The organism is Pantoea sp. UYEF8 (assembly GCF_040546285.1).
In the GTDB taxonomy this organism is placed as follows: domain Bacteria; phylum Pseudomonadota; class Gammaproteobacteria; order Enterobacterales; family Enterobacteriaceae; genus Pantoea; species Pantoea brenneri.
In genome coordinates this window covers 98,990-114,112 of sequence record NZ_JBEPNM010000013.1, presented here as the reverse complement: position 1 = coordinate 114,112, position 15,123 = coordinate 98,990, and the positions used below count along the sequence as shown (strand labels likewise).

Here is a 15,123-nt window from a genome sequence, read left to right as displayed (position 1 = left end):
GTTAATTCGGGCCGAATAATCAGGCTTTAGCCAGAAAGTAATTAATCGTTCTCAGGCGTAAGTATCGCCTTTAATCATCATCACTTTGCGTGATTTTAAATTTTTTAAAAACATGTGTCAGCGCACATGAATAATCTTTTTATTGATTGTTAACAGCATCATTTTTTTCTGATAATGGCTGAATCATTAATAATAACGTTAGTGCACATCGCATTGAATTAAAATCCGATACGTTTTCTGTTTGTCGCTGACGGACGGGCGATCTCCCTGCAACAGGATAAAATATGTTACTTATTATCAGTCTGCTCATGATAGCCGTGTTTATTGGTCTGTTAATGACCAAAAAGCTCTCTGCCCTGACGGCATTGATTGTGGTGCCAACCCTGTTTGCATTATTAGCAGGGAATGGTTTAGAGACGGGCGATATGGTAATTAAAGGATTGCGCACCGTTGCGCCAACCGGCGTCATGCTGATTTTCGCCATGCTCTATTTTATGAGCGTAACAGATGCCGGTATGTTCGATCCGATCATTAAGAAAATTGTTTCAGCCGTAGATGGTGATCCGGTGAAAATATTTTTCGGCACGGTGCTGCTGGGTTTTATCGTCGCACTGGACGGCGATGGTGCAACCGTTTATATGATTGTGCTTTCCGCGTTTCTGCCGATCTATGAGCGCATCGGGTTGTCGAAATTAAAATCAGCGTGTTTGCTATTACAGTGCACCGGCCTGGGGAATATGTTTCCCTGGGGTGGCCCGACGGCACGTGCTGCAACAGCCGTACATGCAGAGATCAGCACGCTGTTTGTTCCCTTAATGCTGCCCTTACTGGCTTGTGTGATCTGGACTTTTGTCATGGCGTTTATACTGGGACGGCATGAACGCAAACGAATTGGCTGGAACGGCGATTCGGCAGAGAAGCCCCCGCTGGTCTTCGAAGCTAAAGCCTGTGCAAGCTGGCGCTTCTGGACAAACTGGGTATTAACCATTGCACTCATTACGCTGCTGGTGCTGGACCTGGTGCCAATGGCCTATCTGTTTATGCTGGCGACGGCAATAATGTTTCTGGTTAATTTTCCTCGTCTCGACCAGCAGCAGGAGCAGCTTGGCCGGCATGCTCCGGCGATTCTTTCTGTTGCCAGCTTAATTTTTGCGGCGGCGGTATTTACCGGGATTTTTTCAGAAACAGGGATGGCAAATGCACTCGCGCAGGCGATTGTAAACGTTATTCCTGCGGCGTTAGGTCCTTATTTAGCCGTGATTACCGCCTTGATCAGTATTCCGGTAACCTGGCTGGTTTCAAATGATGTTTTTTACTTTGGTATGTTGCCCGTTCTGGTTCAGGCAGCCAGCCATTATGGTATTGCGCCAGTAGAGATGGCGCGTGCTGCGCTGGTGGGCCAGCCGGTTCATATATTAAGTCCGCTGGTCGCATCGACCTATCTGCTGGTGGGCATGCTGAAACTGGATTACGCCCAGACGCAGCGATTCACGTTACGCTGGTCATTTATTACCAGTATCGTGTTCTTTTTAACCTGCCTGTTACTGGGTGCCTTCCCTTTTTATCAGAACGTTTAATCTTAAAAATAGCAGGATGATCGATTGAAATATCATCTTGCCTGCTTAGGGCAACGTGCATCATATAAATTTTAACGGGTTTAATATCGATGATGAATCTGCCTGGCAGAATCACCTTATCAATCAGATTAATGCTGTTCTGAAAAATGCATGTTCCTTTAATAAAAAAATTAATATTAAAATTTGCAGCACTGTTAATCTATTTTTAATCTGACTGGTACAGCAAAGCCTCTGGTTTTTTAATTAGCGAGTTTGTTAAGTATAAAAAAATAACATGTCAGAACTTTGGCCGCACAATCCCTGGTATGCAGGTGTGAGATGAATGCCAATGCCAATGCCAATGCCAATGCCAATGCCAGAATAGACTCAGGTAAGACGTAGCGCAAAATGGCCTGAAGCTGGCTACCCGCTGGCTTCGGCAATCCTCTCCTGCGGTTGTCGCAGTACGGATCAATGATCGCTGTTCATTACGCAACTGAGTTCGTATAATTGTACTTATACGAAGTCAGATTAATGAAATGCTGTGCGCTCAGGCTGGATACCCGCCAGTCTCAGGGTAAAAAATGGCAACGCTACGTGAATTCTGGCCGGTTATCCCCCTGCCGGTATCACAGAATTGACGTAGCGCGATCACCGGCAAAAAAAGGTCAATAAACGAGCAGAAATGACGAAGTTAATCCCGCTGGCCAATCTGAGTAACCCGCCGCATGCTGACATCACGGAACAGCTAAAACAATTTGTTCAGGACAAAGAGGCTTTTTCACCCAATACCTGGCGGCAGCTGCTGAGCGTAATGCGGATCTGTAGCCAGTGGGCAGAGGATAATCAGCGCAGTTTTCTGCCTATGGCAGCCGACGATCTGCGAGATTATCTGTCGTTTCTGGCAGAGAGCGGACGGGCATCCTCAACCGTGTCGTCACATGCCGCGCTGATCTCAATGTTACACCGTAACGCCGGACTGCCGGCCCCTAATCACTCGCCGCTGGTTTTTCGTGCCATGAAGAAGATAAATCGGGTAGCGGTGATGAAAGGAGAACGAGCCGGACAAGCCGTACCGTTCAGACTGACCGATCTGCTGGCGCTGGATGAGCGGTGGAGCCGTTCACTCCGCTTGCAGGAGCTGCGTGATTTAGCATTTTTACACGTGGCGTACGCGACTCTGCTGCGTATCAGTGAGCTGGCACGACTGCGGGTGCGGGATGTCTCTCACGCCACGGATGGAAGAGTGATCCTCGACGTCGGCTGGACCAAAACCGTTGTTCAGACCGGCGGACTGGTTAAAGCGTTGAGTTCCCGTTCAACGCAACGGCTTGAAGCATGGATTGATGCGGCGGGTCTTGCCAGCCAGCCTGATGCTTACCTGTTTAGTGCAGTGCACCGCTCTGGTCGGGTGATCACTGCCGGGGCGCCGATGAGTACCCGGGCACTGGAACAGATTTTCTCCCGCGCCTGGTCTGCCGCTGGAAATAACGGTCCTGTTAATGCCAATAAAAACCGCTACACCGGCTGGAGTGGGCACAGCGCCCGCGTCGGCGCAGCGCAGGATATGGCCGCCAAAGGCTACTCTATCGCCCAGATTATGCAGGAGGGTACCTGGAAAAAACCGGAAACCCTGATGCGTTATATTCGCCATGTCGATGCCCATAAAGGCGCTATGGTGGATTTCATGGAACAGCACACAGACTGACCGCAGGTAACGGATCGCAGTCTTTCGCTTTGCTGCCAGAAGTTATCCACAGAAAAAGTGGACAGCCTGTGTGTAAGCCGGTACTCACTATCCTGATGTTCTTGTCAGATCAGCGACATAGCCCGATAACGGCTAACTGGCGCTGTTTCCCGCCGATGAGCAGAAATAACGCCCGCGCATCCTCTGTCAGGCGCGGCTTAGCAGGTCGGGCTTTACGGCCACCACTACTTTTCCTTTTGCATGTCCCTGCTGCAAATGGAGCAGCGCCGCGGCCGCCTCATCAAACGGGAATACGCTATCGATAACCGGTCTGATATCTCCCGCCTCAACAGACTGGACGATCTGACGAAGTTGCTGGCCATCAGGCCGGACGAAAAGGAATGAATATGCCACGCCGCGTTTTTTCGCCAATCGTTTTATCCGGCGGCTTAGTAATCCGACGATCGCGGTAATGATGACGTTGAGTCGGCGTGCCCGGGCAAACCCGACGTCTAACGGACCAACCAGAGAGATTATCCTGCCGCCGGGCCTGAGAATATCCGGATACTTTTCAATCTCGTCTCCTCTCAACGTAGCCAGCACCAGATCATAATCCCGCAGTTCCGCCTCAAACGGCTGTCTGGTGTAGTCCAGCACCCGATCTGCGCCGAGGCGAGATACCCATTCAACATTGCCGCTGCTGGTCGTGGTGGCAACCGTAGCACCTGACAGTTTAGCCAGCTGAATAGCCAACGAACCGATGCCGCCTGCACCGGCGGGGATGAAGACTTTCTGGCCTGGCTGCAGTCCGCCGCGTTCGATCAACGCCTGCCAGGCCGTCAGGCTCACCATCGGCAGCGAAGCGGCCTGAATAAAATCGAGATTGACCGGCTTCAGCGCGGCCGCAGTTTCATTCACCAGGGTAAATTCGCTCAGCGAGCCGTAATCACTGTCAAAGGTGCTGGCAATGATCGCATCGCCAGGCTTAAAGCGCGTGACCTGGCTTCCGGTGGCAACCACAATCCCGGCCAGATCGCTTCCGATAACCGCGGGTAAGGTTAACGGCAGCACCAGCTTAAATATACCGGCAGGTATCATATTATCGATGGGATTGAGGCCTGCGGCATAGACTTCAACCAGCAACTGATCTGCCGCCGGCGCCGGTAAGGTTATCGACTGAAAACCGCTCTGAGGTTGCTTGCCGTAACGTTTAAAGGTAAACGCGCGGTGGGTTTTATTCTCCATTGGCTCTCTGCCCTTTCGGTTCAGTGGCCCGTCGGTCGTCGAGCTGAAGGCTATTGCGTACCGCTTTATCAAGCAGGCCGGCGGGTGCAAATCGGCGCAGAAACGCCAGCCTGCCGGCTAATTTGCCGACCGTGTAGCGCCGCTTTGGCTGAGTGCTTTGCGCCACTTTTACAATCACATCAGCCACACTCTCTGGCTGCTCTGCTTTCGCCATCGCCTGACTGACAACGGCGGTTAATTTGTTGCGTATCGCCGCATATTCCTCAAGCGGAAGGTCCGCCTGCTGGCTGTTGCTCTCAAAATCGGTGCGGGTATACGCCGGCTCGATGACAGAGACTCGTATTCCCTGAGTGCGCAATTCGTGATCCAGCGCTTCGGAATAGCCTTCAACCGCATGTTTACTGGCGGCGTACAGCGCGACATAAGGCAGCGGGATGAGGCCGATAATCGAGCCAATATTGATGATGCGTCCCCCGCCCTGGCGGCGCATCTGAGGGATCACGGCACAGGTCATCCGTACCATCCCGAAGAAATTGGTATCGAACAGATGTTTTGCCTGGCCGATTGAACTCTCTTCAGCGGCTGCCGGCGCAATGCCATATCCGGCGTTATTCACCAGCAGGTCGATGCGTCCTTCCCGTTGCAGGAGTTCTTCTATCGCCGCAGTAACCGAATCATCGTTGGTCACATCCAGCATCAGCAATGGAAAAGCGTGGTCGCCTGCTGGCCTGTCGCGCCGGCTGGTCCCATATACCCGGTAACCTGCAGCGATCAGTTTGTCAGCGGTGACTTTGCCGATACCGGATGATGCCCCGGTAACCAGCGCCACAGGTTTAACATTCATATCGGGATCCTTTGATTAAATAATGGCAATGATGAGATTCAGCGGTCAGAAACTGGACCAATGATGATGTTCATAATCTATAATGTCAGTCGCTTTGATTACGATCATCATAAATGTATGATGGCGTCACGATAAGCAGGAGGTAGTCAGCAATGAAAGTGTCTAAACAGCAGGTACAGGCAAATCGGGCGCATATCGTGAAAACAGCGTCAGAACTGTTTCGTGCCCGAGGGTTTGACGGCATTGGCGTGGCAGAACTGATGTCAGCGGCGGGATTCACCCACGGTGGGTTTTACAAACACTTTCAGTCAAAAGCCGATCTGATGACGGAGGCGGTGGCCGGTGGATTTTCTCAGGCAGCCGCGCAGCTGAAAGGGGCAGACAAGGAGGCGTTTATTGCGGATTACCTGTCACATCGCCACCGTGATTCAATGGCCACAGGTTGTATGATGGCGGCGCTGGGCGCGGATACCGCCCGCCAGCCGGACGAGGTTAAACAGGCCTTTGCCGCCGGGCTGGAGAATCAACTGGCCGCGTTAACCACCGAAAGCGGGCAGGCCGCCAGCGACCGGGCGGAATTAATCACCACCATTGCCCAGATGGTCGGTGCCATGGTGTTATCGCGGGCCTGTCCGGATGACGATCCGCTGGCAGAGGAAATACTTCAGGTATGCCGTGCGCACATACTTAATAAGCCGGCTGGGGGCTGATTCCATCTCCGCCAGCGGCCTTTGCAGCACCGCCGGCGGGAGAGGTCAGGATTACTGCGCGAAGCTATCCTGTTTACCACAACTGCTTTTGCAGCCACCGCAGCCCGAGCCGCTGGTGACCACGGGCAGCGTAAGCGGATGTTGTTTTATCCGGTTGCCCGATTTGTGCATGGCCAGCAGGATCAGCGCATTCACTGCGAGCACGCTGATCAGGCAGGTGGCGCTGAACGCAGGATGCTCGGCAAACGTGACGCTCTGATAAAACAGAGTGGCGGTGGTATAGGCGATGTTGAGTCCCCAGAAGAATGAGAACAGCATCCAGTTACGGCCCGCTTCACGGGCAATGGCGCCCATCACCGATACACAGGGAACATACAGCAGGACAAAAATCAGATAGCTGTAGGCCGCAATGCCGTCGCCAAATTTGGCCGACATCACGCTCATCTGGCCCGCCGCCATTTCGCCATCACCTTTGCTGGCATCGATAGGATGGGCCAGCGCATCGATACTGAATGCGGCTGTCAGACCAGCCCAGGTCTCGGTCAGCGAATCCTTCAGCTCGTCAATCAGATTGAATTGCTGTGGGTCAAAGGTGCCACTCTGCACGGCTTCACTGGTATAAAGGCTGTTAAGCGTACCGACCACCACTTCTTTGGCCATGATGCCGCTAACTAAACCGACCGTAGCCTGCCAGTTATCCGGCATTACGCCGATAGGCAGCAGAACGGGGGTGATCTGCTTACTGGTGGTGGCCAGCGCAGAGTGGTTGATATCGTCGACCGGCTGTCCGTTAAACGAGAAGCTGGTCAGCACGCCGATTAACATACTGACCAGGATAATCACCCGGCCGGCCCGTACCACAAACATCTTCAGTCGCTGCCAGGTCTGGATCAGCAGACTCTTCAGATGCGGTCGGTGGTAAACCGGCAGTTCCATGATAAAGGGTGAGGCTTCGCCACCCAGCAAAGTGTGCTTAAGAACTAAGCCGGTAACGATCGCCACCACAATACCCAGCAGATAGAGTGAAAAGACCAGGCTGGAGCCATGGGCGCTGAAGAAAGTGGCAGCGAATACTGCAAAGATGGCCAGTCGCGCTCCGCAGGACATAAAGGGCGCAATCAGTACCGTGAGCAGCCGTTCACGCGGCGTATCCAGAGTACGGGCTCCCATAACCGAAGGCACATTGCAGCCAAATCCAACAATCAGCGGCACAAAGGATTTACCGGGCAGCCCCAGTGATTGCATCAGGCGATCCATGACAAAGGCGGCGCGTGCCATATAACCGGAATCTTCCAGAAACGAGAGGAAAAGGAACATCAGCCCAATCTGTGGGATGATCGGCAGCACGGTGTTGATGCCCGCCCCTATCCCCTGCGCCAGAAAAACGGTCAGCCAGGCCGGAAAATGACAGACGTAGCCCAGCCACTGCGCACCGTGGATAAATATCGCCACCGAGCTGCTGTCAAACAGCGGCTGTAACGCGGCACCGATATTAATCGACAATACAAACATCACGTACATCACCGCCAGAAAGATCGGAATACCCAGCCAGCGGTTCAGCACGATGTTATCAATCCGGCTGGTCAGGCTGCCGGGCGCGGCGTGATGAATGTTACTGACTGCGGCGCACAGTGCGTGGATCGCACGGTAACGGTAATCGGCAATCAGCACCCCGGTATCACCACCGGCCTGCTGAACGATCGCCGGCAACTGCGGCACCAGCGTCGGGCAGAGCTGCTGACTGTTGATATCGCCTTCCAGTAACTGTAATGCCAGCCAGTAACGTTTTTGCGGCGATATCGAAGCAGGCATCAGCGTGCAAAGTTGAGTAATCGCGGCTTCAACATTTTCCGGATAGCGCACCCGCTCTGGTGCGGTGTAGCGGTGCGGATGATCAATCAGCGCCTTGAGCTGTGCGATGCCTTCGCCGCGGGTCGAAGTCAGCGAGACCACCGGGCAGCCCAGCCGCGCTGACAAGGCATCAACATCAATAACGATATTCTGGCTGGCGGCGATATCCTGCATATTGAGGGCCACAATGCAGGGGACACCGAGTTCGAGTAGCTGAAACGTCAGGAACAGATTGCTTTCAAGGTTCGACGCATCCACCACGTTAATCACCAAATCGGCGTGATCGTTGTACAGATACTGGCAGGCGATACTTTCGTCGATTGAGCTTTCAGCCGAGAGCGTGGTGAGAGACCGGGTGCCGGGCAGATCGATAAGCCGTACATCAGACTGAGCAGTAAAAAATTGTCCTTCTTTACGCTCGACCGTCACACCGGCCCAGTTACCGACCCGCTGGCGGGCACCAGTGAGCTGATTGAATAAAGTTGTTTTACCGGTATTAGGATTACCGATCAGCCCAATGGTTATGTTTTTCATGAGACCATTTCCTCAAGAACGATGGCATCGAGGTCACGCTGACGCACCGCCAGACTCACCCGGCGGGTACGGATTTGCACCGGGTCGCCCATTGGTGCGACACGGATAATCTCAATCACCGCCCCCGGGAGCATGCCCATGGTGAGTAATTTCTGACGCCAGGCCGGATTCACCGCGGGCTGATAGCCGAGGATTCGATAGGTACTGTGCATGTTCATCGACATATAACCATCTGGTTGGTGGTAAGAGGCAGTGATTATATAAATGATAAGCATTCCGGAATTTGATCTAAGATCAGGCGAAGCGGATTAATGTCAGGAAACGTCAACTCTGTTTCAACTAACAGCAGATTGAGTCCGTAACGTCAGCATCTGACAGGCTCGCGGGTAGTCAGATACCCGCAAGCCGTGCCGGCCGCCGCTTAAAACCGTGCCCTGCCAGACATGACGGATTTACCGCCACACCAGACAATCAGGGGTCAGTCTGGAGATCGGAAATTATTGTACGGTAAGCCTGTTTTTTAACAGGCTACGTTATCGCAATAGGGTGTACTCCTGCGCTTTACGGCGGTTGCCGTGGGTTTTGTCTGATCAGATAACCTAAATGCGATACTGCTAAGGCGATAATTTAAAAGCGATAGCCACTGGTACTAAATCAATCCCTCACGGACTGATGTGGTTAAATGATGTGCTAAACGAACAATCATTCTCTATATCCAAACTGACCCCTTCAGTATCCCATTCCGGCCAGAGCACCACCTCGAAACCGGAACCCAGGAAAATCCGATCTCACCAGTCGGTTTTTTATTTCAATAAGTTCTTCTCTCGGGATAATGGATTAAAGAACTGATAACGTAAATTGCATACTGCAATAGCAGCCCATTAACACTAGTGCTTTTTATAACATTTCTGCTGCACCTCGAGTTTGGCTATTTATGTATCGTTTCAGGTATAAATTCACTTAATTCTCTTTGCGTTTTAAGTTTGTGGAACGCATCACGAAAATGGATGACTTCACTCGATATCCTCGCAGCCATGTTGTTTATACAAAGGTAATCACGCGTGATGAATATGAGATTTGCACTAACTATAGTGGCACTGGCATGTTTGGTGGCTAACGTACAGGCCTCTGAAAAACTTGCAGGTAATGAGATACTTGCCGTGCAGAAAGGGGGTGTACCCGATAAAGTTTACACCAGGGATAAGCCGACGCTGCGGATAGCCACCTATAATATCGGTAAGAATGAGGCTTCAGATAACGTAGCTGATTTTACGGTACTTAATTCAGCGATTAAAAAAATAAACGCTGACATTATTGCGGTGCCGGAGGTGGATAACAAAACCCAGCGTAGCCATAAAATCGATCAGTTAAAGACTATTGCCGATGCGAATAAAATGTATTATGTGTTTGGTAAGGCGCTGGATTTTGACGACGGCGAATATGGACTGGGGCTGCTATCAAAATATAAAATTTTGCATTCGCAGGTGGTTAAGCTGCCATCGGGCAATGCCGAACAGCGTGTCGCCCTGCTGGCGCAAGTCGAGGTGCCGGGATTTGATTCAGCACCGATAATAATGGTAACGCATCTGGACTGGCAAAAAAATCCCACTATTCGTACCGAACAGGCGCGTTATCTGTTGGATCTGAGTATCGGCGATGCAACTTCTGATTTTAAGGACATTGCCTCTGCAATTAAGATCCTGGCCGGTGATTTCAATTCCACACGCGAAGAGCAGCCGGTAAAAGAGATTGGTTATTTCTTTAATGAAGTCTCGAAACCAGGTATCGATACCCGCAGTTGGCCAGCAGTCAATCCCGCTATTGATATCGACCATATTTTCACCTTCAAAGGGCAAAAGTGGAATGTAAAAAAGGTCGAAATTCCGCATAGTTCTCCATCGTTTAACTGGTCGGCAGCCAGTGATCATCTGCCGGTTATTGCAGAGATTGAACTCACCGAACAGTAAAAAGACATAGGGCTTTCCTGATGGAAGCCCTTTTTCTGGCAGCTTCCGCTGTTTCCCAGATACTCAGTTGCTTGACCTGCCGGTAGTACAGGACTTTCTGATGGTGCTCCTGATCGGACTGGTTGCCTCAGTATTTCCCCAGCATGAGGTGGGAATATCCAGGCTGACAATCCGCAGCTCATGCTGTTCTATCTACTTTTTCAGCAAATTCCAGCGTGCCTGCACGGTGCGTCAGCGGCCCTGGTTCGCTGTTAACCTCCCTTACTCCACCCCCATAAGGGGCTAAACAATACCTTTGCGTACTGTTTTATCCTCTATAGTAGACAAATCATCAAAAGGTAGAATCAAGGCGTGGATAAATATGTACACGATTTTATTTTGCATCTATAATCATCACATTGCCCCTCGCAACAGAGAGGAGCGATTCAAATCACGCGTCATGCGATGATTTATAAATAAAAATTTTAGCTGCCTTTTACCGGCAGTCTTTTTATATAACGGTCCTCTAAAGCGTAAGCAGGAATCAATTACCTATGACATCCACCACTCAAACCATGTCCCAGAAGCTCGCCCGAGACAGTCTCGGTAATGCGGCCACTTTTGAAGGAGGAGTTTACGTTACAAAAAATGGTGTTTCGGAACTCTTCATTCAGACGGCAGCTGAGCGTCAGGCTGAGATCAGGGAGATCGAGCAAGAAAGAAACATAAACGCCCTTTTTAAGCTCGCTATGCAAGCTAAAAAGGAAATCGCAGATGGCAAAGGCATGTCCCCTGACGACGTTCTGGGGAGGTTGCGTGCTGCAAGAAAATAACAGTGAGGCTTTGAGTGTCAGAACAATACCAGGTAGTAATCGCGCCTTTAGCTGAACAGTGTCTCAAAGACATTGAGTCTTATAAGAGCGGGACAGTTGGGGCGCAGCAAGCGGCAGCATTTGTCGACAATCTCCTTATAGAGTCAGTCGAAAACATCAGTCAGGACCCGGAAAGGTATCGCTTCAACGCCTTTCTTTCAGAGCGTGGTCTTCTGTTACGTGAACGTCTTGATGTTGAAGGAGAATATCGCGTTTTATATGATTTTCAGGATGATGCTATCCAGATTCTTCTTTTTATCAGCATGAAGCAGGATTTTGGAACGTTGCTCTACAGATATAACATATTGAAATGACGCTCAAAGCCCGCTAACACGGGCTTTTTCAAACCAGCAGTAAAGACCTCTCTCAATAAGTCCTGCCCGACTGCAAATCCCCATTAATGATTTCAACCGCAATATCCAAATACACACCTGCTGTAGGTTTAGCACATTATTTAACCGCATCAGTCCGTAAGGGATTGATTTAGTACCAGTGGCTATCGCTTTTAAATTATCGCCTTAGCAGTATCGCATTTAGGTTATCCGATCAGACAAAACCCACGCCAAACGGCGTAAAGCGCAGGAATACACCCCATTGCGATAACCTGCCCTGCTGAAAAAACAGGCCTACCGTACAATAATTTCCGATCTCCAGACCGACCCCAAGCACTAAGCTCACCGGGGGCTGGCGGTTGGCTGCTGGTCAGGCAGTTAACCGTTAGCGGATTAGTTACATCATTCAATGCAGCGATATAAACATATCGGGCCTACGGCCCGGCGGCGCGCCTCGTCAGGAGGTCATTCCGGGCGCATGTCTGAGGTTTGCACGCGACAACGATCAGGTCGATCGCCGTACTTTCACATCGCAGCGGACTCTGTATGGAGGGGCTCAGCGGTAACGCCGGGCTACCACAATAAAAACCTTATTATAGGATGATGTAACTATTATCGGTAACCACCTTGCCTGTCACTGGCGGTTGTTCGCAAAACGCGATACGACATCTGTTGCGCAGGCCCCTCCCCGCCCGGCCTGCTTCGGCTATGCCATTTAATCTAAACGAAATCGGCGGCTTATTTCTGCGTCAGCCAGAAACCATCTTCTTCTTTTTCAATCGACATCTCGCTGCCCTGTTTAACCAGATTAACCAGACGAAAAAACTCATCGCCTGAAATATTCCAGCTAAGCCGGATGCGCGCCCGGCTGCCCTGTTCCAGTAGCGTTGCGGCTTGCGTGAATGAAGTGGCGCTGATAACTGTCTGATCCGAACTGTTCATACCTGTCCTTAACCGTTAGCAGCAGAAGAAAGCTGTCCCGGATGCTAAAGGGCGATTCTCTGATGCTGACCCGCCAGGCGAACGATCGCAGCCGGTTTTCTGCCGCTGTATCGCAGCTCACGGGTCACATCTGCCAGCCAACATAGTCGGCTACACCGCCGGTTAAATTTATCGCCAATCGTCTTCGGGGATTAACCGAAGCGTTAAACGAGCGCTATTTTAGGCAGCCGGACAGCGGATTGATGCTGGCAGAAATCTTAAAACCCGGTTTTTAATGTAACCATTACGGCAGCCGGTTCGGCTAATTAACGTCACTGCCTCGCTTGCCGACCCGCAGAAAGCGGAGAAAGCGGAGAAGGTGGCGATGTAATAGGCTGAGCCCGCCGGCAAAAGCGTTTGTCTGGTCGAATTTTTCCGAAAAAAAATGGCCGTAATATATTTCTCTTTCCAACAGATTTAACCGAACCCGTGCAGATACCCTTTTCAAACCGATTACCGGCTGGCCGAATCGTTCACGCTGCGCTATTTCACCGTGCCGTTGTTCAGAAACTGGCCTGCTCAGGCAGGAAAATTTGCCCGAGCCGGGATTATTCCGCGGCTCTTTATCGCCGGGTTAGGGGCTGCTGGACCGAAGCACATAATGGGCGCGATTCAGTGATGTTCTGACAGCATCAGCTGTCACTACTGTAATTCAGCCGCCTTGTTTCTCGGCGGGTGCGCCAGCATTAATACGGTAGCGGAAGTGCATCTCTGCCGGTAAGTAAAGGGCTTCATTGATCAACAATGATCTGGATCATTACAGGCTTATTAAAACAAACTCAGGCCTTAACGTTAACGACCGGTTTAATAAACGAGGGTGAAAATGCAGCGTCCCGACAATACCGGGCGTCATTAACAGACTGTATCAGGAAGTAAAAATGAAATTCTCAGCAACCGTTAAAAAAACGTTATTTCCCCTTGGTTTGCTCACTGCGGTGATACTGGTCGCAGGATGCTCAAGCAATTACGTCATCTCGACCCGCGACGGACATATGATTTCCACCCACGGCAAACCCGCCAAAGATAAAGAAACCGGTTTGATCTCCTATCAAGATACCGACGGTAATACGCATCAACTGGAGCAGCAGGATGTAAAAGAGATTGTTGAAAAATAGCGATTTATTGACTTAAAACGAGACTGCAAAGCAGCCATTGTTACACCAGGGATTACTAAAAATGAAAACAACTGTGATTGGCATCAGCCTGCTGCTGTGTGCTTCGTCATCGGCTATGGCCATCGGCCTGAGCGCAGAGCAGGGTAAAAACTTTACTGCCCTCGACGCAGAAAACGGGCGATCTACAGGCGGACTTTATCTGGATAGCCAGTGGGTTAAAAACACCGATGACGGCGTGCAGATTGGACAGGCAGGCACCGGTTATAGCCTGGAATTAGGCCCGGTAATGCTGTCCGCTGGCATCAAAGCCACCTATATCGGCGGTAAGAAAGGCGATAACGGCGTCGCCTTCCCGGTCGGTGGCGGTATAAGGCTGAATCTGCCCGCTAACTTTGCCCTCTACGGAGAGGGATATTCGGCTCCCGAATCCTTCGCTAACAGCGTTAAAAATTTCGTTGAGGCCGATGGCGGAATCAGCTGGACACCGATGTTGCCACTGACGCTGAAAGCGGGTTATCGCTATGCGGGCGTGGATGGCAAAGATGGACGTCCCGGTCATACGCTGATTGACGGTCCCTTCATTGGTGGCGGTGTTACCTTCTGATCGGCTTACCCTGCTCCCTCTTTTTTCTGTCAACTGGCCGGTACGCTGCAAGGTCTGCCGGCCTGATTTCAGAGTAAACTCGCTGAGAAACCAATGATGAAAGCGTTATTACTGCTGATCTTTACGCTCAGCCTGAGCGGCTGCGTAGAATATAAATGGGTCAAACCTGATGCTTCAGACCAGCAGGAAAACAGAGCTGAGATCGCCTGTCAGGCTCAGGCATTACGCGATTTACCCCCTGACAACGTGGTCAGCGGTAAATACACCTCTAAAGACAGCAAGTACAAAACGACCGACACGGATTACTCCACCCGTGACGCAAATGAAACGCAGCGGGCGATTCTGGTGAAGGACTGCATGTTCAAAAAAGGCTGGCAGCAGATTAAAGTCCAGCAGTAAAAATCGCGCGGTTTGCGTCAGTCACTCAAACCGCGCCTGATAATGTGCCTCGCCCACCCTCGCTTTACTCGCGATTATCACTGTCCGCCCGCCCGACGGTCAGCTGACGCCGCTCACGCCGGCAGCGTTCGGAGCAGTACTTCACTTCATCCCAGCAGTTTTCCCATTTCTTACGCCAGGTCATCGGTTTATTGCAGGTCTGGCAATAGCGGACCGGCAGTGATTTTTTATTTCCTTTAAAAGTCATCAGGGTTACCTCATCAAAGGGGACTGAAACGGTATCAGGACATCAGTCTGAGTGGATGAAGGCACAGAGTTCAGACTCAGCCGCCGCCTCACTGCTGTTCCATTGCGCTCAGTTGCCGGGCCAGCGCGGCATTTTTGACAGAATAATCCGCATGCCGTCCATGCGCGTTATACCTGCTCAGCGCGAAACCGATCTTTCAG

General features: G+C 51.2%; 15 protein-coding genes and 1 pseudogene. 9 read left to right on the top strand and 7 right to left on the bottom strand.

What is annotated here, in order from left to right; translation table 11 throughout:
* Window positions 1-284: 284 nt before the first annotated feature.
* The gene (locus ABIB18_RS20085; protein ID WP_031378103.1) at window positions 285-1,577 is read left to right on the top strand and encodes a CitMHS family transporter; all 1,293 of its coding nucleotides are present in this window, start codon (window positions 285-287) and stop codon (window positions 1,575-1,577) included.
* A 664-nt stretch (window positions 1,578-2,241) separates the two neighbouring features.
* A complete protein-coding gene (locus ABIB18_RS20080; RefSeq protein WP_354475411.1) occupies window positions 2,242-3,264 on the top strand; it encodes a tyrosine-type recombinase/integrase in 1,023 nt (340 codons plus the stop codon).
* 186 nt (window positions 3,265-3,450) lie between these two features.
* Here the strand turns inward: ABIB18_RS20080 and ABIB18_RS20075 are convergent, their stop codons facing one another.
* Together ABIB18_RS20075 and ABIB18_RS20070 are read right to left on the bottom strand one after the other, a co-directional pair.
* Window positions 3,451-4,488: an NADP-dependent oxidoreductase gene (locus ABIB18_RS20075; protein ID WP_031378101.1), complete on the bottom strand. Its 1,038-nt coding sequence runs from the start codon at window positions 4,486-4,488 to the stop codon at window positions 3,451-3,453.
* Window positions 4,478-5,332: an oxidoreductase gene (locus ABIB18_RS20070; protein WP_354475409.1), complete on the bottom strand. Its 855-nt coding sequence runs from the start codon at window positions 5,330-5,332 to the stop codon at window positions 4,478-4,480. The genes ABIB18_RS20075 and ABIB18_RS20070 overlap by 11 nt, the downstream gene beginning before the upstream one ends.
* 152 nt (window positions 5,333-5,484) lie before the next feature.
* Between ABIB18_RS20070 and ABIB18_RS20065 the strand changes: the two genes are divergently transcribed.
* Entirely contained in the window at window positions 5,485-6,042 is a 558-nt protein-coding gene (locus ABIB18_RS20065; RefSeq protein WP_069729908.1) for a TetR/AcrR family transcriptional regulator, read from the top strand.
* Between the two features lie 51 nt (window positions 6,043-6,093).
* Here ABIB18_RS20065 and feoB read toward each other — a convergent pair whose 3' ends face one another.
* Both feoB and feoA read right to left on the bottom strand, forming a co-directional pair.
* Entirely contained in the window at window positions 6,094-8,427 is a 2,334-nt protein-coding gene (gene feoB, locus ABIB18_RS20060; protein ID WP_256150699.1) for a Fe(2+) transporter permease subunit FeoB, read from the bottom strand.
* A complete protein-coding gene (gene feoA, locus ABIB18_RS20055; RefSeq protein ID WP_046289418.1) occupies window positions 8,424-8,651 on the bottom strand; it encodes a ferrous iron transporter A in 228 nt (75 codons plus the stop codon). The genes feoB and feoA overlap by 4 nt, the downstream gene beginning before the upstream one ends.
* Before the next feature lie 840 nt (window positions 8,652-9,491).
* Here feoA and ABIB18_RS20050 point away from each other — a divergent pair.
* Window positions 9,492-10,394 carry an endonuclease/exonuclease/phosphatase family protein gene (locus ABIB18_RS20050; RefSeq protein WP_354475431.1) on the top strand — a complete coding sequence of 301 codons (903 nt, stop codon included), beginning with the start codon at window positions 9,492-9,494 and terminating at the stop codon, window positions 10,392-10,394.
* Here the strand turns inward: ABIB18_RS20050 and ABIB18_RS20045 are convergent.
* A pseudogene (locus ABIB18_RS20045) lies at window positions 10,381-10,586 on the bottom strand (hypothetical protein); the annotation flags it as partial. The gene ABIB18_RS20050 and the pseudogene ABIB18_RS20045 sit on opposite strands and share 14 nt — an antisense overlap.
* A gap of 341 nt (window positions 10,587-10,927) precedes the next feature.
* Between ABIB18_RS20045 and ABIB18_RS20040 the strand changes: the two are divergent.
* On the top strand, window positions 10,928-11,206 hold the full coding sequence (locus ABIB18_RS20040; protein ID WP_159224140.1) for a hypothetical protein: 279 nt from the start codon (window positions 10,928-10,930) through the stop codon (window positions 11,204-11,206).
* A 14-nt stretch (window positions 11,207-11,220) separates the two neighbouring features.
* Window positions 11,221-11,559, top strand: a complete 339-nt coding sequence (locus ABIB18_RS20035) for a type II toxin-antitoxin system RelE/ParE family toxin (RefSeq protein WP_159224141.1) — start codon at window positions 11,221-11,223, stop codon at window positions 11,557-11,559.
* 756 nt (window positions 11,560-12,315) lie between these two features.
* On the opposite strand, the gene ABIB18_RS20030 is transcribed toward ABIB18_RS20035, so the two are convergent.
* Complete coding sequence (locus ABIB18_RS20030) at window positions 12,316-12,519, bottom strand: hypothetical protein (RefSeq protein ID WP_031378098.1); 204 nt, start codon at window positions 12,517-12,519, stop codon at window positions 12,316-12,318.
* A gap of 917 nt (window positions 12,520-13,436) precedes the next feature.
* On the opposite strand from ABIB18_RS20030, the gene ABIB18_RS20025 reads away from it, so the two are divergent.
* The 3 genes from ABIB18_RS20025 to ABIB18_RS20015 all read left to right on the top strand — a co-directional run bounded on the left by ABIB18_RS20025 (window position 13,437) and on the right by ABIB18_RS20015 (window position 14,676).
* Window positions 13,437-13,673: a YgdI/YgdR family lipoprotein gene (locus tag ABIB18_RS20025; protein WP_354475403.1), complete on the top strand. Its 237-nt coding sequence runs from the start codon at window positions 13,437-13,439 to the stop codon at window positions 13,671-13,673.
* Window positions 13,674-13,734: 61 nt separating this feature from the next.
* Window positions 13,735-14,277 (top strand): YfaZ family outer membrane protein, encoded by a 543-nt coding sequence (locus ABIB18_RS20020; RefSeq protein ID WP_354475401.1) that lies wholly within the window; start codon window positions 13,735-13,737, stop codon window positions 14,275-14,277.
* A gap of 93 nt (window positions 14,278-14,370) precedes the next feature.
* Window positions 14,371-14,676 carry a hypothetical protein gene (locus tag ABIB18_RS20015; RefSeq protein ID WP_069729905.1) on the top strand — a complete coding sequence of 102 codons (306 nt, stop codon included), beginning with the start codon at window positions 14,371-14,373 and terminating at the stop codon, window positions 14,674-14,676.
* A 64-nt stretch (window positions 14,677-14,740) separates the two neighbouring features.
* Here the strand turns inward: ABIB18_RS20015 and ABIB18_RS20010 are convergent, their stop codons facing one another.
* Window positions 14,741-14,926 carry a DUF2256 domain-containing protein gene (locus tag ABIB18_RS20010; RefSeq protein ID WP_201306441.1) on the bottom strand — a complete coding sequence of 62 codons (186 nt, stop codon included), beginning with the start codon at window positions 14,924-14,926 and terminating at the stop codon, window positions 14,741-14,743.
* Between the last annotated feature and the right edge of the window lie 197 nt (window positions 14,927-15,123).